Source organism: Streptomyces sp. NPDC002446, from assembly GCF_053595675.1.
Window position 1 is genome coordinate 1 of record NZ_JBSFYC010000074.1, and the last position, 20959, is coordinate 20959.

General features: G+C 72.4%; 19 protein-coding genes. 7 read left to right on the forward strand and 12 right to left on the reverse strand.

The annotated features are described in order from the left end of the window. Together ACWD6P_RS30515 and ACWD6P_RS30520 are read right to left on the reverse strand one after the other, a co-directional pair. On the reverse strand, positions 1–773 hold a 773-nt coding region (locus tag ACWD6P_RS30515), incomplete at its 3' end, for a HAMP domain-containing protein (RefSeq protein WP_451447402.1). A gap of 6 nt (positions 774–779) precedes the next feature. Next, positions 780–1433: a response regulator transcription factor gene (locus ACWD6P_RS30520; protein WP_069571508.1), complete on the reverse strand. Its 654-nt coding sequence runs from the start codon at positions 1431–1433 to the stop codon at positions 780–782. 321 nt (positions 1434–1754) lie between these two features. Between ACWD6P_RS30520 and ACWD6P_RS30525 the strand changes: the two genes are divergently transcribed. Then, complete coding sequence (locus tag ACWD6P_RS30525; protein WP_451447403.1) at positions 1755–1931, forward strand: hypothetical protein; 177 nt, start codon at positions 1755–1757, stop codon at positions 1929–1931. An 84-nt stretch (positions 1932–2015) separates the two neighbouring features. On the opposite strand, the gene ACWD6P_RS30530 is transcribed toward ACWD6P_RS30525, so the two are convergent. Beyond that, positions 2016–2876 (reverse strand): inositol monophosphatase family protein, encoded by an 861-nt coding sequence (locus tag ACWD6P_RS30530; protein ID WP_451447404.1) that lies wholly within the window; start codon positions 2874–2876, stop codon positions 2016–2018. Positions 2877–2981: 105 nt separating this feature from the next. Next, positions 2982–4136 (reverse strand): ferrochelatase, encoded by a 1155-nt coding sequence (locus tag ACWD6P_RS30535; protein ID WP_451447405.1) that lies wholly within the window; start codon positions 4134–4136, stop codon positions 2982–2984. A gap of 180 nt (positions 4137–4316) precedes the next feature. On the opposite strand from ACWD6P_RS30535, the gene ACWD6P_RS30540 reads away from it, so the two are divergent. Further along, positions 4317–5591 (forward strand): MFS transporter, encoded by a 1275-nt coding sequence (locus ACWD6P_RS30540; RefSeq protein ID WP_451447406.1) that lies wholly within the window; start codon positions 4317–4319, stop codon positions 5589–5591. Positions 5592–5806: 215 nt separating this feature from the next. Then, positions 5807–7150 (forward strand): D-arabinono-1,4-lactone oxidase, encoded by a 1344-nt coding sequence (locus ACWD6P_RS30545; protein ID WP_451447407.1) that lies wholly within the window; start codon positions 5807–5809, stop codon positions 7148–7150. Between the two features lie 69 nt (positions 7151–7219). Here the strand turns inward: ACWD6P_RS30545 and ACWD6P_RS30550 are convergent, their stop codons facing one another. After that, on the reverse strand, positions 7220–8329 hold the full coding sequence (locus ACWD6P_RS30550; protein WP_451447408.1) for a hypothetical protein: 1110 nt from the start codon (positions 8327–8329) through the stop codon (positions 7220–7222). A 497-nt stretch (positions 8330–8826) separates the two neighbouring features. On the opposite strand from ACWD6P_RS30550, the gene sepH reads away from it, so the two are divergent. Next, complete coding sequence (sepH, locus tag ACWD6P_RS30555; RefSeq protein WP_451447409.1) at positions 8827–9888, forward strand: septation protein SepH; 1062 nt, start codon at positions 8827–8829, stop codon at positions 9886–9888. A 79-nt stretch (positions 9889–9967) separates the two neighbouring features. Here sepH and ACWD6P_RS30560 read toward each other — a convergent pair whose 3' ends face one another. Next, complete coding sequence (locus tag ACWD6P_RS30560) at positions 9968–10807, reverse strand: sulfurtransferase (RefSeq protein ID WP_451447410.1); 840 nt, start codon at positions 10805–10807, stop codon at positions 9968–9970. A 259-nt stretch (positions 10808–11066) separates the two neighbouring features. Between ACWD6P_RS30560 and ACWD6P_RS30565 the strand changes: the two genes are divergently transcribed. Further along, entirely contained in the window at positions 11067–11858 is a 792-nt protein-coding gene (locus ACWD6P_RS30565; RefSeq protein ID WP_451447411.1) for a VOC family protein, read from the forward strand. Positions 11859–11920: 62 nt separating this feature from the next. Here ACWD6P_RS30565 and ACWD6P_RS30570 read toward each other — a convergent pair whose 3' ends face one another. Then, the gene (locus ACWD6P_RS30570) at positions 11921–12565 is read right to left on the reverse strand and encodes a ScbR family autoregulator-binding transcription factor (protein ID WP_451447412.1); all 645 of its coding nucleotides are present in this window, start codon (positions 12563–12565) and stop codon (positions 11921–11923) included. A 118-nt stretch (positions 12566–12683) separates the two neighbouring features. On the opposite strand from ACWD6P_RS30570, the gene ACWD6P_RS30575 reads away from it, so the two are divergent. Next, on the forward strand, positions 12684–13640 hold the full coding sequence (locus ACWD6P_RS30575; protein WP_451447428.1) for a ScbA/BarX family gamma-butyrolactone biosynthesis protein: 957 nt from the start codon (positions 12684–12686) through the stop codon (positions 13638–13640). A 94-nt stretch (positions 13641–13734) separates the two neighbouring features. On the opposite strand, the gene ACWD6P_RS30580 is transcribed toward ACWD6P_RS30575, so the two are convergent. The 5 genes from ACWD6P_RS30580 to ACWD6P_RS30600 form a co-directional block, all read right to left on the reverse strand. Beyond that, positions 13735–14499, reverse strand: coding sequence for an SDR family NAD(P)-dependent oxidoreductase (locus ACWD6P_RS30580; protein ID WP_451447413.1), 765 nt, complete (start codon positions 14497–14499; stop codon positions 13735–13737). 71 nt (positions 14500–14570) lie between these two features. Next, a complete protein-coding gene (locus ACWD6P_RS30585) occupies positions 14571–15230 on the reverse strand; it encodes a thymidine kinase (protein WP_451447414.1) in 660 nt (219 codons plus the stop codon). Positions 15231–15328: 98 nt separating this feature from the next. Further along, the gene (locus tag ACWD6P_RS30590; RefSeq protein WP_451447415.1) at positions 15329–16519 is read right to left on the reverse strand and encodes an alkaline phosphatase family protein; all 1191 of its coding nucleotides are present in this window, start codon (positions 16517–16519) and stop codon (positions 15329–15331) included. Continuing rightward, on the reverse strand, positions 16519–17112 hold the full coding sequence (locus ACWD6P_RS30595; protein ID WP_399150110.1) for a DUF5998 family protein: 594 nt from the start codon (positions 17110–17112) through the stop codon (positions 16519–16521). The genes ACWD6P_RS30590 and ACWD6P_RS30595 overlap by 1 nt, the downstream gene beginning before the upstream one ends. Before the next feature lie 59 nt (positions 17113–17171). Continuing rightward, positions 17172–20264 (reverse strand): bifunctional acetate--CoA ligase family protein/GNAT family N-acetyltransferase, encoded by a 3093-nt coding sequence (locus ACWD6P_RS30600; protein WP_451447416.1) that lies wholly within the window; start codon positions 20262–20264, stop codon positions 17172–17174. Between the two features lie 135 nt (positions 20265–20399). Between ACWD6P_RS30600 and ACWD6P_RS30605 the strand changes: the two genes are divergently transcribed. Next, complete coding sequence (locus tag ACWD6P_RS30605; RefSeq protein WP_393496576.1) at positions 20400–20681, forward strand: HPr family phosphocarrier protein; 282 nt, start codon at positions 20400–20402, stop codon at positions 20679–20681. Positions 20682–20959: the final 278 nt, after the last annotated feature.

The following is a 20959-nucleotide window of genomic DNA, read 5'->3' on the forward strand; positions in this document are numbered from 1 at the left end:
AGCCCCTCCACCAGCTGCTCACTGCGCTCATTGGTCGCCAGCAGCGTCTTGCCCAGCTGATGCAGCTCCGCCGACGCCTGCGGATCGGCGAGCTGCACCTCCAGCAACGTCCGATTGATCGCCAACGGCGTACGCAACTCATGGGACGCATTCGCCACAAACCGCCGCTGCGACTCAAACGCCCGGTCCAACCGGTCCAACATCTCGTCGAACGTGTCCGCCAGCTCCTTGAGCTCATCATCCGGACCACCCAGCTCGATCCGCCGGTGCAGATCCGAACCCGCCACCCGCTGCGCAGTCCGCGTGATCCGCCCCAACGGCGCCAGCACCCGCCCCGCCATCGCATAACCGAACGCGAACGCCACCACCGTCAGCCCCAGCAGCGCCAGCAGCGAGCGGTTGAGGAGGCTGTTGAGGGCCACCGTGCGCTGGTGCTGGAGGCACTCGTTGACGGCTTGCTGCAGGAGCGGCCCGGACGTCTCGGTGGGCAGGTCGCAGATGTCACTGGTCGACTCGAACTTGCCGCCGAGGATCTTCAGCGGCAGCGCGCTGCCGTCGTGCAGCGCGTCCGCGGCCAGCATGTAGATGATCGTCAGCAGCACGATTCCGGCCATCAGGAACATGCCGCCGTACAGCAGCGTCAGCCGTATCCGGATCGTGGGGCGCAGCCAGGGGAACGGCCGGACGTTGACCGGCCGGGGGTCCCAGGTGGGCTTGGGCGGCATGGGCGGGGGCGGGGCGGCCGCCTTGGAGAACGAGGGCAGGGAAGGCATCGCCGGTCAGATCCGGTATCCCGAGCCGGGGACGGTGACGATCACCGCGGGCTCGCCGAGCTTGCGGCGCAGGGTCATGACCGTCACCCGTACGACGTTGGTGAACGGGTCGGTGTTCTCGTCCCAGGCCTTCTCCAGGAGCTGCTCGGCCGAGACGACCGTGCCCTCGCTGCGCATCAGGACCTCCAGGACCGCGAACTCCTTGGGGGCGAGCTGGACCTCCTTGCCGTCGCGGAACACCTCGCGGCGGTTGGGGTCGAGCTTGATGCCGGCCCGCTCCAGGACGGGCGGCAGCGCGACGGTCGTACGGCGTCCCAGGGCCCGTACCCGGGCCGTGAGCTCGGTGAAGGCGAACGGCTTGGGAAGGTAGTCGTCCGCACCGATCTCCAGGCCCTCGACGCGGTCGCTGACGTCGCCGGAGGCGGTGAGCATCAGGACGCGGGTGGGCATCCCCAGCTCGACGATCTTGCGGCAGACGTCGTCGCCGTGGACGACGGGGAGGTCGCGGTCGAGCACGACCACGTCGTAGTCGTTGATCGCGATCCGCTCCAGGGCGGCAGCGCCGTCGTAGACCACGTCGACGGCCATGGCCTCCCGGCGCAGTCCGGTGGCCACCGCATCGGCGAGCAGCTGCTCGTCCTCGACGACGAGAACACGCACGTCGCTAGTCCTTCCTCAGGGCCCTTTCGGGCAGGCAAAACAATGTCTTCAGAGCCCTTCCATCCTGCCCCGAAGAGCCATAAACCGGCGGTAAGAGGGGTGGGGAGGTCCGGTGAGCGCCTCCGCGCACCCTGACGGCAAGGATTCCTGGGCGGGTTGAGGTTTCCCTGAGGTTGCGCATGGGGAGGACGACTGCACACCCGCGATCACGCCCTGTTTCTTTGGCGACTTGCCATGAACTGATCCATCGCAGGGACCACGCAGTGATCACTCGCCCGTCGGCACACCCCCGTGCCACCGACCCACGACGAGGGGGCGCACATGGACGCGTTCACCGCAGGCATTCTGCAGCGCATAGAGAAGACCGAAGCCGATCTGGACCAGGCCCGCGCTGCGGGCGATGACTTCCTCGCCGAGGTCGAGCAGGCCGAGCTCGAGGACCTGCAGCGACTGGCGACCGAGCACGGTGTGCGTTACGAGGCGGTCAGCAACGCCTGACCGCGCGCCGGCGTACGACGACAGCGCCCCGGCACCCAGGGGAGGGTGCCGGGGCGCTGTCATGCCCGCATGCGTACCGGCCGGTCAGTCGTGCCAGGCGCCGAGGTCCTCCAGGAGCGGCTGGAGCTGCGCGAAGAGGTCCGGGGAGGCGGCGAGGGTCAGCTCGTGGGACGGCGCCCGGCCGGGGCGGCCTCCGGTGAGCGCGCCGGCCTCGCGGGCGATCAGGGCGCCGGCTGCCAGGTCCCAGGGGTTCAGGCCGCGCTCGTAGTAGGCGTCGAGCCGGCCGCAGGCCACATCGCACAGGTCGATCGCGGCCGATCCGCCGCGCCGGATGTCGCGCACCTGCGGCAGCAGGGTGCGCACCACCTCCGCCTGGGCGGCGCGGCGCTCGGCCAGATAGCCGAAACCGGTGCCCAGCAGCGCCTGGGAGAGCGGCGGTGCGGGCCGGTGCCGGATGCGCTCGCCGTTGTTGAACGCGCCACGGCCCAGGACGGCCTGGTAGGTCTCGCCGCGCATGGGCGCGGCGACGACGCCGACGACCGCCTCGCCGTCCTTCTCCGCAGCGATGGACACGGCCCAGGACGGCAGGCCGTAGAGGTAGTTCACGGTGCCGTCGACGGGGTCGATGACCCAGCGGATGCCGCTGGTGCCCTCGGTGCTGGCGCCCTCCTCGCCCAGGAAGCCGTCGTCGGGGCGGGCCTCCCCGATGAAGCCGGTGATCAGCTTCTCGGAGGCGATGTCCATCTCGGTCACGACGTCGATGGGGCTGGTCTTGGTCGCGGCCACGCCGAGGTCGGCGGGCCGGCCGTCGCGCAGCAGCGCCCCCGCGCGGCGGGCGGCCTCCAGGGCGAGCTCCAGCAGCTCGTCGTAGAGCGCGTCGGTCGGCGCCGGGCCGGTCGGCGCCGGGTGGGCAGGTGTCGGGTCGGGGTGCAGCGGATCGGGCACGATGCTCCTTGCTCGGACGAGCGGCGGTCGGGCGGACGTACGGGCGGTGCGGGCCCTGCCAGGGCCTGCCGCGGGCGTACGGGCCGGGCTGGCGGGCGTACGGGCCTACGCGGGGGCTTCCGCGACCGGGCCCCGCCAGTCGGCGCCGGCGGCGGCCGGGCGCGGGGCGCGCGCCGGGCAGCAGCCGACCGGGCACAGGTCGTGGCTGGCACCCAGGCCGCCCAGGGCGCAGCGCTCCGGGGTGCGGCCCCGTTCGGTCGCCGCGCGCTCCAGGAGGAGGTCGCGGACGGCCGCCGCGAACCGCGGGTCGGCGCCGACGGTGGCCGACCTGGCCACCGGCAGCCCCAGCTCGGCGGCCTTGGCGGTGGCCTCGGTGTCGAGGTCGTACTTGACCTCCATGTGGTCCGAGACGAACCCGATGGGGGCCATCACGACGGCGGGCACGCCGGCCGCGTGCCGCTCCTCCAGGTGGTCGCAGATGTCCGGCTCCAGCCAGGGGATGTGCGGGGCGCCGCTGCGGGACTGGTAGACGAGGCTCCAGGGGTGGTCCACACCGGTCTCGTCACGTACGGCGTCCGCGATCACCCGTGCCACGTCGAGGTGCTGGGCGACATAGGCACCGCCCGCGCCGTCCCGGGTGTGGTCGGCGGGCGTGCCGGAGGTGTCGGCGGCGGCGGTGGGGATGGAGTGGGTGGTGAAGGCGATGTGGGCGCCGTCGCGCGCCGCGGCGGGCAGGGCGTCCAGCGCCGCCAGCACACCGTCGGTCATCGGGCGGAGGAAGCCCGGGTGGTTGAAGTAGTGCCGCAGCTTGTCGACCTGCGGGACCGGCAGTCCCTCGGCCCGCAGGGCGGCCAGCGAGTCGGCGAGGTTCTCGCGGTACTGCCGGCAGCCCGAGTACGAGGCGTAGGCGCTGGTCGCGAGGACGGCGATCCGGCGGTGGCCGTCGCCCACCATCGTGCGCAGGGTGTCGGTCAGGTACGGCGCCCAGTTGCGGTTGCCCCAGTAGACGGGCAGGTCCAGGCCGTGTGCGGCGAAGTCCTTGCGCAGCGCGTCCAGCAGCTCACGGTTCTGGGCGTTGATGGGGCTGACGCCGCCGAACAGGAAGTAGTGCTGCCCCACCTCCTTGAGGCGCTCACGGGGGATGCCACGGCCGCGGGTGACGTTCTCCAGGAACGGGACGACGTCGTCGGGCCCTTCGGGGCCGCCGAAGGAGAGCAGCAGCAGGGCGTCATAGGGGCTGGGATCGCACTGTTCGGGCATGCCATCGATCCTGCCACCCTTCCTCCGGGTGCGGCGGGCAGGTCCCGGATGCGCGGGGCCGGCGGATTCTGCGGGCACCGAAGGAAATCCGGAGGCGGCCGATACCGGAGCGCCCGTAAGCTGTATCGGCCACATACATTCCTTACCGATCTTCGGTCCTCATCCGGCGGAGCGCCCCCGTTGCCCAGTCCCTACCGCGCCATATTCGGCCGGCCCGGCACCAAGTCCTTCTCCGCCGCCGGGCTGCTCGGGCGGATGCCGCTGTCGATGATGGGCATCGGCATCGTCACGATGGTCTCCCAGCTGACCGGCCGCTACGGCCTGGCGGGCGGGCTGTCGGCGACCATGGCGCTGTCCGCCGCGGTGATCGGCCCGCAGATCTCCCGGCTGGTGGACCTGCACGGCCAGCGCCGGGTGCTGCGCCCGGCGACCCTGGTGTCGCTCACCGCGGTCGCCGGTCTGCTGCTGAGCGCGCAGCAGCGCTGGCCGGACTGGATCCTGTTCGTCTTCGCGGCGTGCGTGGGGTGTGTGCCGAGCGTCGGCTCGATGATCCGGGCGCGCTGGGCCGAGCTCTACCGCGGCTCCGCGCGCGAGCTGCACACCGCGTATTCGTGGGAGTCGATCGTCGACGAGATGTGCTTCATCTTCGGGCCGATCCTGTCGATCGGCCTGTCCACCGCATGGTTCCCGGAGGCCGGCCCTCTGCTGGCCGGCGCCTTCCTGGCGGCCGGTGTCTTCTGGCTGACGGCGCAGCGTGCGACCGAGCCGGTGCCGCATCCGCGGGAGCAGCAGGCCAAGGGCTCGGCGCTGCGCTCGCGGGGGCTGCAGGTGCTGGTGGTGACGTTCGTGGCGACCGGCGCGATCTTCGGGGCGATCGACGTGGTGACGGTGGCGTTCGCCGAGGAGGAGGGCCACAAGGCGGCGGCCAGTGTGGTGCTGGCGGTCTATGCGCTCGGCTCGTGTGCGGCCGGCGCCGTCTTCGGGTTGCTGCACCTCAAGGGGCACCCGGCCCGCCGCTGGGTGGTGGGGGTCTGCGCGATGGCGGTGAGCATGGTGCCGCTCCAGCTGGTGGGCTCGCTGCCGCTGCTGGCCGGCGCGCTGTTCCTCGCGGGGCTGTCCATCGCCCCGACGATGGTGACCACGATGGCGCTGATCGAGGAGCATGTGCCCCCGGCGAAGCTGACCGAGGGCATGACGTGGACCAGCACCGGCCTGGCGGTCGGCGTCGCGCTGGGCTCGTCGGCGGCCGGCTGGGTGGTGGATGCCGCGGGTGCCGCCCGGGGCTATCTGGTGCCGGGGGCGGCGGGCGTGCTCGCCGCGCTGGTCGCGTTCGCGGGCTACCGCAGGCTCCGTCCGCAGCCGGCGGCCGCGGCGGCGGACCCGGCCGGCACGGGCGGTCTGCCGGCGCAGGTCGCGGCGCCCGCGGAGCGCCGGGGCGAGGAGAGCGTGGCGTAGGGCACCGGGCCCGCCATGCCGTCCGGTTTCCGCCGGTCGGCAGCCCCCGCCCTGTTACCGCCGGTACGACATGTCCCGGAGCCGGGTGATTCCGGCCGATTCCTTGATCATGTGATTCCCGCCACCCCCTGTGGACGGTGCGTCGGCGACTGACATCATGCGCTCACACCAACGGCGGCCACAGGCGGCCGGGCGCGCAGGGAGGGGACGTCACCATGGCAGTCAGCAACGCCGTCGGCGGCTCGGGAGGGCGCGGTACGGCAACCGGGCCGTGGCGCAACTGGGCGGGCAATGTCACCGCCCGCCCCGCCCGGAGCGTCGCCCCGGCGGACACCGAGGAGCTCGCGGCCGCGGTCCGCGCCGCCGCCGCGGACGGGCTGACGGTCAAGGCAGCCGGCACCGGCCACTCCTTCACCCCGGTGGCCGCCACCGACGGGCTGCTGATCCGCCCCGAGCGGCTGACCGGAGTGCGCGCCGTCGACCGCGAGGCCGGGACCGTGACGGTCGCCGCCGGTACGCCCCTCAAGCACCTCAACCGCACACTGGCCGCACACGGGCTGTCGCTGACCAACATGGGCGACATCATGGAGCAGACGGTCTCCGGGGCGACCAGCACCGGCACCCACGGCACCGGCCGCGACTCGGCGTCGCTCGCCGCCCAGATCACCGCCCTCGAACTGGTCACCGCCGACGGCTCGGTGCTGGCCTGCTCGGCCGAGGAGAACCCGGACGTCTTCGCCGTGGCGCGGCTGGGCCTGGGCGCGCTGGGCGTGATCAGCGAGCTCACCTTCGCCGTGGAGCCGGAGTTCCTGCTCACCGCCCGCGAGGAGCCGATGCCCTTCGACGAGGTGACGGACCGGTTCGAGGAGCTGGTCGCCGAGAACGAGCACTTCGAGTTCTACTGGTTCCCCCACACCGGCAACTGCAACACCAAGCGCAACAACCGCAGCCAGGGTCCCGCCGCACCCCCCGGCAGGATCAGCGGCTGGGTCGAGGACGAGCTGCTGCCCAACGGGCTCTTCCAGGTCGCCTGCACCCTGGGCCGGGCCGTGCCGGCCGCCATACCGGGCATCGCCAGGATTTCCAGCCGCGCGCTGTCGGCCCGTACGTACACCGACATCCCGTACCGGGTCTTCACCTCGCCGCGGCGGGTGCGGTTCGTGGAGATGGAGTACGCCCTGCCCCGGGCGGCCGCGGTCGAGGCCCTGGGCGAGCTGAAGGCGCTGGTGGAACGCGCGGACTTCAGGGTCAGCTTCCCGGTGGAGGTGCGCACCGCGCCCGCCGACGACATCGCGCTGTCCACCGCGTCGGGCCGGGACACGGCCTATGTCGCCGTGCACATGTACCGCGGGACGCCGCACCAGGCGTACTTCTCGGCCGTCGAGCGGATCATGACGGCGCACGGGGGCCGGCCGCACTGGGGCAAGCTGCACACCCGTGACGCGGGGCAGCTCGCCGACGCCTATCCGCGGTTCGGCGAGTTCACCGCGGTGCGCGACCGGCTGGACCCGGAGCGCCGGTTCGCCAACGCGTATCTGCGGCGGGTCCTGGGGGACTGACCCGGCGACGGCCCGCCCCGGTGCCGGCTGCGGGCACCGGGGCGCGACCGCGCGGGGTCGGCTACCGGGTCAGGAAGCGCCCGGCTCGGGAGCCTGCTGCCCCTGGGACTGCTGCTGGTTCTGCCCGCCCTCCTGGTGTGCGCCGCCGGTCGGGTCGTCACCGGTGCCGGCGTCGTCGCCGCTCCCGGTGGAGCCGCTCGGGGACGGGTTCGGGGACGGCGAGGTGTCCGGGTCCGGCGACGTCCTGCCGCCGTCGGACGGGCTCGGGGTCGGCGTGGGGGTGCCGTTCCGCTCGCCCTTGCCGGTGCCGTCGTCGCCGGACTTCCCGGAGTCCGGGCTCGGCTCGCCGGTGCCGCCCTGCCGGCCGCCGTCACCGGGTGAGTGGCCGGTCCCGGGCTGCTGCGGGGTGGCGGGCTGATGCCGGCTGGATCCCCCGTAGGTGATGTTGCCCAGCGTGGTGCCCTTCTGGCCGCTGGCCGTCTCGCCGGACAGCAGCTCGGCGGCGGTGACGCCGCCCATGGCGAGCACGAAGACCACGAGCGCGCCCAGCGCCGGCCGCTTCCAGCCGCGCAGCCGGGTGCCGTACGTGGCGGTGCTGACCTCCTCGGGCCGTCCGGCGGCGGGGAGCACCGTGGTGGCGTCACCGGGGCGGGCGTCGGCCCGGTCCAGTGCCGTGGTCCGCTCGTCCAGCCGCGGCACGAGCTGGGTCCGGTCGGCGGGGTGGGCGCTCGCCGGATCGCGGCGCCGGGCCTGCTCGGCCCGCGGGACCAGCTGGGTACGGGCCGTACCGGGCCCGGGGGTCCTGGCGGCGACGGAGGTGACCTTGTCCTCCGTGCCCTGCTTGTCGAAGGTCGGCAGCACCATGGTGGGACCGGGCTGCCGGGCCTGCTGGGTGGTGGATCGAGTGCGGGAAGAAGGGCGGCGCGGTCTCGGCCGGGTGGCGACCGACGCCTCCTTGATCTGTTCACCGGTGCGGCGGAACAGGTGCTGGAATATCGAGCCGCCGGTCGTGGCCACGACACTGACCACACCCGCGCCGATGATGGTTCCGTAAACACCGAGCTGCCCCGCGAGGTACGCGGCGGCGGCCGCGGCGAGCGCGCTGCCGGCTACCTGAGCGACGCTCAGGTCGATCCGCTTCTCCTTCTTCTTCGTGGCGGTTTCGGTTTCTTCGTCCATCTCCAACCTTTGATAGCCCCTTCGATCCATCTTGCATGGAGAAGTGACCAATTGGCGGAGTAATCAGTTCCGAATTTGGGGAATCTGTGAAACTCGCCACCCACATGACAGGTAGAGAGATCGACAAGGCGACCGACCTCCGTGTGCCGCCCAGAAGTTCAGCGGCGCGGCGGTCCACCTCAGTGGCCCGAATGGAGTACTGTGGCGAACCCTGGCCCCGGTTCCCGTCCGGCTGCCCGGAACCCGCGGGAGGGGCCCAGAAGGCGGCACTCACCCTGGGGCGCCGCCGCTCGGCACGGGTGATCGGCGACAGGGCAAGCGGCATGGTCACTGAGCGTTGCAAACTGGTAACCGTGTCATAACGGCGTTTGAGGGCCAAGCCTCGACACGCCGGGCAACTCGGCAATGTTGTGGCAGGCTGCACCCGGGCAGGCCACACTCGACTAGCGGAAGCAGCGACGCACGTGACGTCGGCAGGCACCACCCGGGAGGTCCCCATGCCCGAACTGCGTGTCGTGGCCGTCTCCAACGACGGCACACGGCTGGTGCTCAAAGCTGCGGACAGCACCGAGTACACGCTTCCGATCGACGAACGGCTGCGCGCCGCCGTCCGCAATGACCGCGCGCGGCTCGGCCAGATCGAGATCGAGGTCGAGAGCCACCTGCGGCCGCGGGACATCCAGGCGCGTATAAGAGCCGGTGCCTCCGCCGAGGAGGTCGCCCAGCTCGCCGGCATCCCCGTCGACCGGGTGCGCCGCTTCGAGGGCCCGGTGCTCGCGGAGCGGGCCTTCATGGCCGAGCGGGCCCGCAAGACACCGGTGCGGCGCCCCGGCGAGAACACCGGCCCGCAGCTCGGCGAGGCGGTCGCGGAGCGGCTGCTGCTGCGCGGCGCCGACAAGGACAGCGTCCAGTGGGACTCCTGGCGCCGGGACGACGGCACCTGGGAGGTGCTGCTGGTCTACCGCGTCGCGGCCGAACCGCACTCGGCGAGCTGGACCTACGACCCGCCGCGGCGGCTCGTCCAGGCCGTGGACGACGAGGCCCGGTCGCTGATCGGCGAGAGCGACGACACGCCCGAGCCGAGCTTCCCGTTCGTACCGCGGATCGCCCGGCTGCCGCGCGACCGGCCGCTGGACCGCACGCTGGACCGGCAGACCTCCGAGCGCGGCGAGCGCACCCAGTCCGGTGGCGAGGAGAGCGAGCCGCGGGGCGCCGAGGAGGCCGTCGGCGAGCGGGAGCGGGATTCGCTGACCAGCCTGCTGGAGGCGGTGCCGAGCTTCCGCGGCGACATGGTCGTACCGGAGAGCGCCAAGGCGCCGCAGGCCGACGAGGAGCAGGAGGCCGAGGTCGAGGAGCCGCCGGCGCCCGCGGCCAGCGCGGGCGCGGGTTCCGCGTACGCCGATGTGCTGATGCCGCGGGCCGTGGCCGGCCACCGCGACCGGCTGACCGGGACGACGGACCGGCAGGCCGAGGCGGACGGCGTACGTCCCGGGCGCCGGGCGGCCGTGCCCAGCTGGGACGAGATCGTCTTCGGCACCCGGAGGAAGAAGCCGGAGTAGCGGCCGGCCCGTGACGCATCCGTCCGCCCGTCCCCTCCCGGGGGCGGGCGGACGGCGTTGTACGGCGCCCTGACGGGCCTCAGCCGGGCTGCGGGCCGGTGGCGACCGGGCGGGACGGGTCGGCGGACCATTCGCTCCAGGAACCGACGTACAGCGCGGCGGGGACGCCCGCGACCGCGAGGGCCAGTACCTGGTGGGCCGCGGAGACCCCGGAGCCGCAGTAGACGCCCACCTCCGCGTCCGCCGTGGCGCCCAGCGAGGCGAACCGCTCGGCCAGCTCGGCCGCGTCCCGGAAGACCGTGCCGCCCTCGGCGACGTTCTCGGTCGTCGGTGCGGACACCGCGCCCGGGATGTGACCGGCGACCCGGTCGATCGGCTCGACCTCGCCCCGGTAGCGCTCGCCGGCCCGCGCGTCCAGCAGGACACCGCGACGGGCGAGCGCGGCCGCGTCGTCGGCGGTCAGCAGCGGCAGCGCGCCGGGCAGGGGCGTGAAGTCACCCGCCGGCGGCTCCGGTTGGGCGGTGCTCAGATCGCCGCCGGCGGCCTGCCAGGCCGCCAGACCGCCGTCCAGCACCCGCACGTCCGGGTGACCACTCCAGCGCAGCAGCCACCAGGCGCGGGCCGCCGCCCAGCCCTGGCCGCCGTCGTACACGACCACGGGGCGGTCCGCGCGCACCCCGGCGGCCCGCATCGCCTCGGCGAAGACGTCGAGGTCGGGGAGCGGGTGCCGGCCGGCCGGCCCCGGGGGCGCGGCCAGCTCGCTGTCGAGGTCGACGTAGACCGCGCCCGGCAGGTGGCCGGCCGCGTACTCGGGACGGCCGGGCGGGCCGCCGAGCTGGTAGCGGACGTCCAGGAGCACCGGCGGGGCGGGCTTCGCCAACTCGCTCGCGAGTTCGGTAGCGGTGATGATGGCATTCATGGGTCTCATCCTTGCGTAGCGGCGACTACGTACAGAAGGCGGGTGCCCACCCTCCGTATGACGCAGTTACACCCTCCCGTAACGCCGCCGAAACGGAAGAGAAACGTCAAAACGGGCATTCTCCCTCGCGAACGTGCCGTGGACGGCGCGGCCGGGGCGCGCACCAGGTAACAGGGTGCGAGCATCAGCTCAGGACCCGCGCCCGTACCGCATGTACCGCACATGGTCCGCACACCGACGCTCCGAGGAGAGAGTGACAATGACGACCGAGGCCGCGACTCGGCGGATGCCCGGCGTGCCCTGCTGGGTGAGCCTCCTGGCCAACAGCCTGCCCGCGACGCAGGAGTTCTACGGCGCGCTGTTCGGCTGGGAGTTCCGTCCGGGACCGCAGCACTTCGGTCCGTACTCCCGGGCCTTCCTCGACGGCAGGGAGGTCGCCGGGCTCGGCGAGCTGGCACCCGACCGCCATCTCCCCGTCGCCTGGACCACCTATCTGGCCAGCGACGACGCGGATGTAACCGCCGAGCAGATTCGTTGCTGCGGGGGGACGGTGGGCGTCGGGCCGCTGGACGCGGACGACGACGCGGGGCGGATGGCGATCGCCTCCGACCCGCAGGGCGCGATCTTCGGCATCTGGCAGGGCAAGTCGATGATGGGCACCGCGATCACCGGGGAACCCGGAACACCGGTGTGGAACGAGCTGGTCACCCAGGACACCGGCGCCGTCGGCCCGTTCTACGAGCATGTCTTCGGCTTCGAGGCCGAGGCCCCGTCCCCCTCCGGCCCGGCCGAGGCCGACGCCGACTATCTGACGCTGCACCTCAAGGGCCGTGCGGTGGCCGGCATCCACGGTGTGGGCAACGCCCTGCCGCGCGACCGGGGCCCCCACTGGATGACGTACTTCGCCGTCCCCCATACGGACGCAGCCGTCCGTCGCATCACCGACCTGGGCGGCCATGTGCTCCAGCCCGCTCGTGACTCCCTCCACGGCCGGCAGGCGACGGTCGCCGACATCGAGGGCGCCGTCTTCACCATCGTCGAGCGGAGCTGACGGCCGGCGCCCCGTGCGCCGCATCGCCGCCAGACCGCAGGAACCCCCTCACACGTGCCCCGTCACGAGACCGCCGTGGGGCTGCTCGCCCCGAGAAGGCGTTCGGCGCGGAAGGGAGAAGTGTCCAGCCGGGCCAGCACCCCGGGGACGGCGAGGTTGGGCAGCATCAGTTCCAGCAGCCGGGATATCTCACCGGACAGGTCCAGTTGCTGCGGCATGGCCTCGGCCACCAGCTGGACGCCGGTCCAGGCGCCGACGAACAGCCGGGCCGTATCCGTCGGATCGACGTGCGGCAGCAGTTCGCCGCGCTCCTTGGCCTCCACCAGCACCTCGCGGCCCAGAACGATCCAGTCGGGCCAGCGGGTGCCGAACATGGCGCGCGCCCTGGAGTCGACCGACAGCCGGATCGAGGCACTGAGCAGCGGCTCCCTGGGCAGCCGGTAGGCCAGGAGAAGCGCGATGTCCACCCACTCCTGGAGCTTGAAGGGCTGCGACACCAGCCCCTCCGAGGTCAGCGCCTCGGCGAGCACCCCGCGCGCGAGGTCCTCCTTCGACGTGAAGTGGAAGTACAGCGCCCCGCGGGTGATCTGGGCGCGCTCAAGGATGGCGGCAATCGTGGCGGCTTCATAACCGTGCTCATTGAAGATCTCCGCGGCGGCCACCAGGCAGGCCCTGCGCGTCCGGATCGCCCGTTCCTGTTTCGCCAACTCGCGTCTCCCCTAAGCAAGCAACCGAGTCTTCACTTCTGCGTTGAAAAAGACCGCCGACCCGGTTTATTTTATCAGTGTTACTTCTTTCCGATGGATCGTGTCCAGGGGGGACTCCATGACCGAAGCCGCTGCCCGTGTGCGCAAGTCGCCCCATTCCCCGGAGTCTCCGGCACCCACATCCACCACAGCGGACGCACCAGGAAATGCCGTGTCCAGGATTCCACAGGAATACACGCACCTCAGGAACTCTGACCGGATCTTCATCACTGGCTGGAAACGTCGGGGATCTGGCGAATTTTCGCTCACCGCCCAGTGGCCGGCCGCGCGAGACGGCCAACAATGCGACCCCAGAATACTCACGCAGACGTTCCGGCAGAGCGGCCTGGTGATAGCCCATGCCGAGTACGGCGTCCCGCTCTCCCACCAGATGGTGCTGCTCGACTTCAACTTCACCACCAACCCTGAATTCTCCGCTCCGGAAAACAGATCCCTCACGCTCGATATCGATGTCACCGTCTCGGAAACCCGGCGGAGCGGTCGATTCGGCAGCGCACTGGACATGGTGGTCCATATCCGCCACGACGATGTCACCGTGGCCCGCGCGGAGTCGGAGTTCTCGTGGTCCTCGCCCGCCGTCTACCGGCGGATAAGAGGCGAACACGTCAGCGTCGACTGGGGAACCTGGCCGCTCCCCGCACCGGTCGCACCCGAACTGGTCGGACGGTCCAGCGCGGCGGACGTCGTCCTCGCTCCCAGCGGCCATCCGCGCCGCTGGCAGCTGCGCAACGACACCGGCAACACCCTGCTCTTCGACCACCCCGTCGACCACGTACCGGGGCTCGCGCTGCTGGAGGCCGCCTACCAGGCCGCCCAGGCCACCGTCTCCCCCGTCACCTTCGACCCCGCCACGATCACCAGCAGCTACACGCGCTATGTCGAGTTCGACGAACCGTGCTGGATCGAGGCGGAGTTGCTGCCGCGCCCCGGCACCGGCCCGCTGGAGGTCCAGGTCACCGGAACCCAGGGTGGGCACACCGTCTTCCGGGCCGGGCTGAGCGGAGCGTCCCGCTAGCCATACGGCCACAGAGCCCGTACTGCACGTGCCACGTGGGGCGGACCGCACGGTGTCCCCGGTCTGCCGCCCCACGCACCGGACGTCTAACAGGTCACTTGTTGACCAGCCCGCCGTCCACCGGCACCACCGTGCCGGTGAGGAACGGGCAGCGGTCGCTGAGCAGCCATGCCGCCGCGGCGGCGATCTCCTCCGGATCCGCGGTACGACCCTGCGGAGTCACCGAGTTGGCCAGGTCCTCCAGCCCCGGGTTGCGCTGGAACCAGTCCGCGGTGATCTCACTGCGGGTGGTGCCGGGCGCCACGGCGTTCACCCTGATGCCCTGGCGGGCGTACTCGTCGGCCGCGGCCCGGGTGAGGCCGACGACCGCGTGCTTGGACGCGATGTAGGGCGCCGCGGCCGGGATCGCTATCAGGCCCGCCACACTGCTGTTGTTGACGATCGTGCCGGCGCCGTGCGGCAGCATCGCGGCTATCTCATACCGGAGACAGTTCCAGACGCCGCGCACATTGGTGTCCATGATGGCGTCGTACACCTCGTCGGACATCAGGTGCAGCGGCGTCCGGTCGCCGCCGATGCCGGCGTTGTTGAACGCGGAGTCCAGCCGCCCGTAGGTGCTGACAGCGAAGTCGACGGCACGGGCGGCGTCCGCCGCCACCGCCACATCGGCCACGACGTAGGCGGCCTCGCCACCCTGGGCCCGCAGTTCATCCACCAGCTGGGCCAGACGTTCTTCCCTGCGGGCGGCCAGCACCACCGTCGCGCCTTCTTCACAGAACAGCCGCGCCGACGCCGCGCCGATACCGCTGCTGGCCCCGGTGACCAGGACGACCTTGCCGGAGAGGAGATCAGTACTCATGGGACGAGTTTCTCAGGGGTCCCGGGCCCTGATGCCGATCGATCCGTCAACCGGGGCTGCTGCGCGCCCTGTTACCTGGGGGCGTCGGCCGCGACCGGCAGCACATCCGGTGACAGCGCACCGGCGCGGGCCGTCGCACTCGTCATCCTGCGCAGATGGTGGCGCCGGCACAGCACCTCGTAACCCACCTCGCCCATCGCCTGGTTGACGTCGCCCACCACCACCTGGGCGCCCTCGACGACCATCGCCCCGCCCACCGTACGGGCGTTGTGCGTGGCCCGCGCACCGCACCAGCACAGCGCCTCGACCTGCAGCGCCTCGATCCGGTCGGCCAGCTCGATCAGGCGCCGCGAACCCGGGAACAGATGTGTCCGAAAATCGGTGGTGATGCCGAACGCGAAGACATCCAGGTCCAGGTCGTCGACGATCCGGGCGAGCTGGTCGATCTGCTCGGGGGCGAGGAACTGGGCCTCGTCGACGATGACGTAGTCCGCCCGGCCGCCCTGGGACATGTGGTCGACGAGGTAGGCGTAGAGGTCCATCCCCTCATCGGCCTCCACCGCGTCGGTGACCAGACCCAGCCGCGACGAGAGCCGGCCCTCGCCCGCCCGGTCGTCACGGGTGAAGATCACGCCTTGCAGACCCCGGGCCGAGCGGTTGTGCCCGATCTGCAGTGCCAGAGTGCTCTTCCCGCAATCCATGGTTCCGGAGAAAAATACCAATTCGGACATGGCTGTGGGGTGGCCTTTCGCGTCGGAGTCAGAGCGTTGCAGCGGGCGGGCGCGGGCAGCGGACAGCGCCACCGGGCGTGCTGGGGGAAAGGAGCGGGTCAGGTGCGGACTTCCAGGAGCGGCACCAGCTGCTCCATGGGGGTCATCGAGCCGTGCATCCCGACCATCTCCGATTCACGGGGCTCGCGTTCGGTCGCGATGATCACCATGTCGGCGTGCGCGGCCGCCACGACGTCACCGATCCGGCCCCGCACCCGGTCGTCGACCTGCGGCCCGAACCACCCGGCGGCGATGGCCTCTTCGCGGCTCGCGACCCACATCTGCTCACCGACGACCTCACGCCATACGGCGAGCACGTCGGCGGCCGCGCCCCGGTGGGCGTAGACATGCCGGGCACGGCCCTCGCCGCCCAACAGGCGCACGCCGGCACGCAGTTCCCAGTCCTCGTCGAAGTCGATCCGGGACTCGGGGCCGAAGGGGATGTCGATCATGCCGTGGTCGGCGGTGACGTACAGGGCGCTGCGCGGCGGAAGCTGCTCGGCCAGCCGCTGCGCGAGCCGGTCGACGTACATCAACTGGCCGCGCCAGGCGTCCGAGTCGACGCCGTAGCGGTGACCCTTGCCGTCGACCTCGGAGTAGTACGTGTAGACCAGCGAGCGGTCGCCGGCGGCGAGCTGCTCCGCGGCGAGGTCCATCCGCTCCTCGCCGGAGAGCCGGCCGTGGAAGGTGCCGCCGCTGAGGGCGACCTTGGTGAGCGGGGTGTGCGCGAAGTCCGGCGCCGAGACCTGGCAGGTGTGGATGCCCGCGGCGTCGGCCAGCTGGAAGACCGTCGGATACGGCTGCCAGGTGTACGGGTCGGTCCACGGGTACCAGCGCAGCTGGTTCATCAGGGCGCCGGTGGCCGGGTCCTCGCAGGTGTATCCGGGCAGGCCGTGCGCGCCCGGCGGCAGGCCGGTGCCGACCGAGGCGAGCGAGGTGGCGGTGGTGGAGGGAAAGCCCGCGGTGAGCGGGCGGCCGCTGCCGTTGAACGAGGTGCCCAGGAGCGAGGTGAGGAACGGCGCCTCCTCCGGGTGGGCACGCAGCAGCTCCCAGCCGAGGCCGTCGATCAGGAAGACGCAGGCGCGGTCGGCGGGGGCCAGGTCCATGGCCGTGGTGAGGCCGGGCACGCCGAGGCCGCCGGCGATGGTGGGCAGCAGGTCGGCGAGCGAGCCGGTGCCGTACAGGGGCACCGGGGCGCCGAGCGGGTCGAGCGGTTCGGGTTCCGGCCAGGCGGGGGCGATGTCGGCCATCAGCGCGGGTTCGTGGTGGCCGCGGTGGCCTCGGAGAGCGCCTGGGCGAAGGCGAGGGTCTCGCGCACCGAGTCCGGGCCGTCACCGGCCTCGCTGACCCGCAGGGAGAGGTCGTCGGCGGTGGAGGAGCCGGTGTAGCCGTGGTCGGCCTCGCAGTTGGGGTCGCCGCAGGCGGCGGGCTCCAGGTCCAGGCGCGCGACGGCACCCCAGCCGATGGTCAGCACGACCTCGCGGGGCAGCTGGCCGGGGGTGTAGGACTCGGGGTTGGCGACCACCCGGCTGAGCACCACGGAGGAGATCCGGCCCAGCTTGACGGACTCGGTGGACGTGGTGGCGTACGGCGAGGGGGAGGTGGCGTCGGCGGCCTGCTCGTCGGTGTGGCTGACGATGAAGCGGGTGCCGGTCAGGACCAGGACCGTGACATGGCGGCGGACCTCGTTGGCGTCGAAGGTCGTCTCCTGATGGACGAGGTACGACACCACCGGCTCACTGCCGACCGCGGCCTGCACCGCCTCGGCCACGAGCGTCGGGTAGTAGCCACTGCGCTCGATCGCCGCGCGCAGCCCCTGGGTCGTCGTACCGGTCTTCGCCATGGGGTCCATCCTACGGGGCCTGCCGGGCGCCACGGGCCCAGTGGGGGCGAGGAGACCGGTCAGTAGGCGGGCAGACGGCGGGGGCCCAGGTCGGTGGTGGCGGGGGGCCGGGCCAGGCGGACGGCGGCCCCCAGGACGGAGAGGCCCTGCGGGGCGACGACGACCGGTTCCAGGTCCACGCCGACGACCTCGGGGTGGTCGTCTACGAGCCGGGAGACCCGCAGCAGCAGCTCCGCCAGCGCGGCGGTGTCGACGGGCTGGGAGCCGCGCCAGCCGAAGAGCAGGGGGGCGGCGCGGATCGAGCGGATCTGCTCGACGACCTCGCGGTCGGTGGCGGGGATGAGGCGGTGCGCGACGTCGCCGAGCAGCTGGGAGGGGGCTCCGGCCAGGCCGAACGAGAGCACCGCGCCGGCGGCCGGGTCGATGGCGGCGCGGATGACCGTGTCGACCCCGCGCGGCACCATCGACTGGACGACCGGGCGCAGCTCCTCGGGCGAACCGAGGAATTCGGTCAACTCCGCGTAGGTACGGCGGAGTTCGGCTTCACCGGCGATGTCCAGACGGACTCCGCCCAGGTCGGAGCGGTGCCGGAGGTGTGGGGCCGTGGTCTTGAGGGCCACCGGGTAGCCGAGGCGGGCGGCCGCGCGCACGGCGGTGTCCGGGTCGGGGGCCGGCAGCACGGGGCGGGTGTGGATGCCGTAGCGGGCGAGCAGGGCGGCGGCGTCCTCGGGCGGTACCGGCACGGAGCGGCCACTGGGGACGTCGGGGGTGAGCCGGTCGAGGAGGCGCTCGATGTCGGCGCCGGCCGCCGCCTCCTGGATGTCGTCGTACTCCGGCACCCGGCCGGGCTCGGCGGCCTCCCGGCGCCAGGCGGCGTAGCGGACGGCCTCGGCGAGGGAGCGTACGGCGCGCTCGGCGGCGGGGTAGGCGGGGATCCGGAGCGGGGCGGGGCGGGACCGGGGCGGCAAGGTGGCGGACTCGGCGCCGGGGACGGGGCGGGAGGCCGGTGAGGTGCGGGCGGCGGGAGGCGGGCCCGGAGGGGCCTGGGGGCGGCCGGGGGGCGCGGCGCGCGGCGGGGCCGGCGGGATCGGTGGCACCGGCGGGTTCGAGGGGGGCTGTGGCGGCCAGGTGGGGGCGGACCGCCCGGGCGGGGTCTGGGCGGACGCCGGGGGCGGTGCCTCGGGGAGGGCGGGCGCAGGGGGCGCCGGTGGTACGGGAGACGCTGCCGGTGCTGCTTCCGGGGCCGGGGCCGGGGCTGCTTCAGGGGCCGGGGCCGCCAGTGTCTCGGCCAGATCGTCCATTGCCAGGTGGACGACCGCGACGGGCTTGTGCGGATGGGCCGCGGCCGCGCTCCGCAGGGCGGCGGCGAGCGCCCTGCCCTCTCCGGCGCCCGGGGAGGCGCCGTCCTGCTCCCCCACCCAGGGGATGGCCGTGACGATCACCGCGTCGCAGCCGTCACCGGCGAGCGTCTCGGCGAGCGCCGTGCGGAAGTCGTCCGGACTCGCCGCGGAGGCCAGCACATGGGGCCGCAGCGGACGCAGCCGCTCCGTCAGGCAGGCGTCGTACGCCAGCAGCGCCAGCGACTCGGAGTTTCCGAGGATGGCGATGCGCGGGCCGGCCGGCAGGGGCTGGGAGGCCAGCAGCAGCCCGGCGTCGATCAGCTCGGTGACCGTGTCGACCCGGATCACCCCCGCCTGGCGCATCAGGGCGGCGACCGTGCTGTCGGGTACCTGGACGGTGGGTACGGCGTGGCCGAGCGGGGCGGTGCCGTGGTGCCGGGCACCCTTGGCGACCACGACCGGCTTGACGGCGGCGGTGCGGCGGGCGAGCCGGGCGAACTTGCGCGGGTTGCCGATGGACTCCAGATAGAGGATCACGACGTCGGTGTCCGGGTCGTCGTACCAGTACTGGAGCAGGTCGTTTCCGGAGACGTCGGCGCGGTTGCCGGCCGAGACGAAGGCGGAGATGCCGGCGATGCCGCCGTCGCCGGGGCCGCGCGCGTGCAGTCCGCTGAGCAGGGCGATGCCGATGGCGCCGGACTGGGTGAACAGGCCGATATGGCCGGCGCCGGGCATCCGGGGGGCGAGGGAGGCGTTCAGCCGCACATCGGCGGCGGTGTTGATCAGGCCGAAGGCGTTCGGCCCGATGAGCCGCATGCCGTACGAGCGGGCCAGACGGAGCAGGGCGCGCTGCCGCTCTCTGCCCTCCGGTCCCGCCTCGGCGTAACCGGAGGACAGGATCAGCACCCCCTGGACGCCGTGTTCGCCGCAGTCGCGGATCACGTCGGGGACGCTGTCGGCGGGGACGGCGATGACCGCGAGGTCGACCGGCTCGGCGATCTCGGCGAGCGCCCGGACCGCCGGCACCCCTTCGGGGTCGAGTCGGCGCGTCTCCTGGGGGAAGGCGTGGTTGACGGCGTGCACCCGGCCCGTGAAGCCGGAGGCGAGGATGTTGCGCAGCGCGCTGCGGCCGACGCCGCCGGGGGCGCGGCCGGTCCCGATGACGGCGACCGAGCCGGGGGCGAGCAGCCGCTGTACGGAGCGCGCCTCGGCGCGCTGCTCACGGCCGCGCATCACGGCCACGGACTGCTCGGTGGGCTCCAGGTCGAACTCCAGCCGGACCACGCCGTCTTCGAAGGTGCGCTTCTGGGTGTACCCGGCGTCCGTGAAGACCTTGATCATCTTGGAGTTGGCGGGCAGCACCTCGGCGGCGAACCGCCGGATGCCGCGTTCACGGGCGACCGCCGCGATGTGCTCCAGGAGGGCGGAGGCGACTCCGCGCCCCTGATGGGCGTCCTGGACGAGGAAGGCGACCTCGGCCTGGTCGTCCTCGGGGTCCTTGGCGGGCAGCCCCTGGTCGTTGATCCGGTCGTAGCGGACGGTGGCGATGAACTCACCGCCGACCGTGGCGGCCAGCCCGACGCGGTCGACGTAGTCGTGGTGGGTGAAGCGGTGCACATCGCGGTCGGACAGGCGCGGGTAGGGCGCGAAGAAGCGGTAGTACTTCGACTCGTCCGAGACCTGCTCGTAGAAGGAGACCAGGCGCTCGGCGTCGTCGGGCGTGATGGGGCGGATCCGCGCCGTGCCGCCGTCGCGCAGCACCACGTCGGCTTCCCAGTGGGTCGGGTACGCGTGGTCCTGCGGCTTCTGCATGCGGACAGAGTACGACCGGCCACTGACAACGGGCCTGCCCGCGTACGCTCGGGACAGGACTCAGGGCTGCCGGAGCACTCCCGACAGCGTGAGAGAATGGTCTAGACAACAGTCACGACTTTGAAGGGCAACACCATGGCTGAGCGCCGCGTCAATGTCGGTTGGACCGAGGGCCTGCACGCCCGCCCCGCTTCGATCTTCGTCCGTGCGGCCACCGCCTCCGGTGTCCCGATGACGATCGCCAAGGCTGATGGCAATCCCGTCAACGCGGCCTCCATGCTCGCGGTCCTGGGTCTGGGCGCCCAGGGCGGCGAGGAGATCGTGCTGGCCTCCGACGCCGAGGGCGCCGAGGCCGCGCTCGACCGCCTGGCGAAGCTCGTCGCCGAGGGCCTCGAGGAGCTCCCCGAGACCGTCTGAGTCCGCCAGGACCTCTGCTGCATGCGGCGGCCCCGCCGCGGTGACCGGGACACGGTCGCCGCGGCGGGGCCGTTTCGCTACGGAGGCGGGGCCGCAGTGCATTCTGCGGGGAATCCCTTAACGAAAGCCCCCGAAGAAAGACTTTTGCGAACGGCTCCGGCAAAGCATGCACGATGCAGGATCCGGGATTCCAGGATCCTGTAATCCCGGATCCGGAGCGAAGAGCCAGGAAATCCGAATAAGGAATTCAGGCCGAGATACGGTCCGACACGAGAACC

Coding starts and splice junctions, on each gene's coding strand:
- ACWD6P_RS30560 (WP_451447410.1), bottom strand. CDS start 10,807: ATGAATGCCATCATCACCGCTACCGAACTCGCGAGCGAGTTGGCGAAG.
- ACWD6P_RS30575 (WP_451447428.1), top strand. CDS start 12,684: ATGACCGAAGCCGCTGCCCGTGTGCGCAAGTCGCCCCATTCCCCGGAG.
- ACWD6P_RS30605 (WP_393496576.1), top strand. CDS start 20,400: ATGGCTGAGCGCCGCGTCAATGTCGGTTGGACCGAGGGCCTGCACGCC.
- ACWD6P_RS30580 (WP_451447413.1), bottom strand. CDS start 14,499: ATGAGTACTGATCTCCTCTCCGGCAAGGTCGTCCTGGTCACCGGGGCC.
- ACWD6P_RS30595 (WP_399150110.1), bottom strand. CDS start 17,112: ATGGCGAAGACCGGTACGACGACCCAGGGGCTGCGCGCGGCGATCGAG.
- ACWD6P_RS30535 (WP_451447405.1), bottom strand. CDS start 4,136: ATGCCCGAACAGTGCGATCCCAGCCCCTATGACGCCCTGCTGCTGCTC.
- ACWD6P_RS30565 (WP_451447411.1), top strand. CDS start 11,067: ATGACGACCGAGGCCGCGACTCGGCGGATGCCCGGCGTGCCCTGCTGG.
- ACWD6P_RS30585 (WP_451447414.1), bottom strand. CDS start 15,230: ATGTCCGAATTGGTATTTTTCTCCGGAACCATGGATTGCGGGAAGAGC.
- ACWD6P_RS30550 (WP_451447408.1), bottom strand. CDS start 8,329: ATGGACGAAGAAACCGAAACCGCCACGAAGAAGAAGGAGAAGCGGATC.
- ACWD6P_RS30545 (WP_451447407.1), top strand. CDS start 5,807: ATGGCAGTCAGCAACGCCGTCGGCGGCTCGGGAGGGCGCGGTACGGCA.
- sepH (WP_451447409.1), top strand. CDS start 8,827: ATGCCCGAACTGCGTGTCGTGGCCGTCTCCAACGACGGCACACGGCTG.
- ACWD6P_RS30600 (WP_451447416.1), bottom strand. CDS start 20,264: ATGCAGAAGCCGCAGGACCACGCGTACCCGACCCACTGGGAAGCCGAC.
- ACWD6P_RS30525 (WP_451447403.1), top strand. CDS start 1,755: ATGGACGCGTTCACCGCAGGCATTCTGCAGCGCATAGAGAAGACCGAA.
- ACWD6P_RS30590 (WP_451447415.1), bottom strand. CDS start 16,519: ATGGCCGACATCGCCCCCGCCTGGCCGGAACCCGAACCGCTCGACCCG.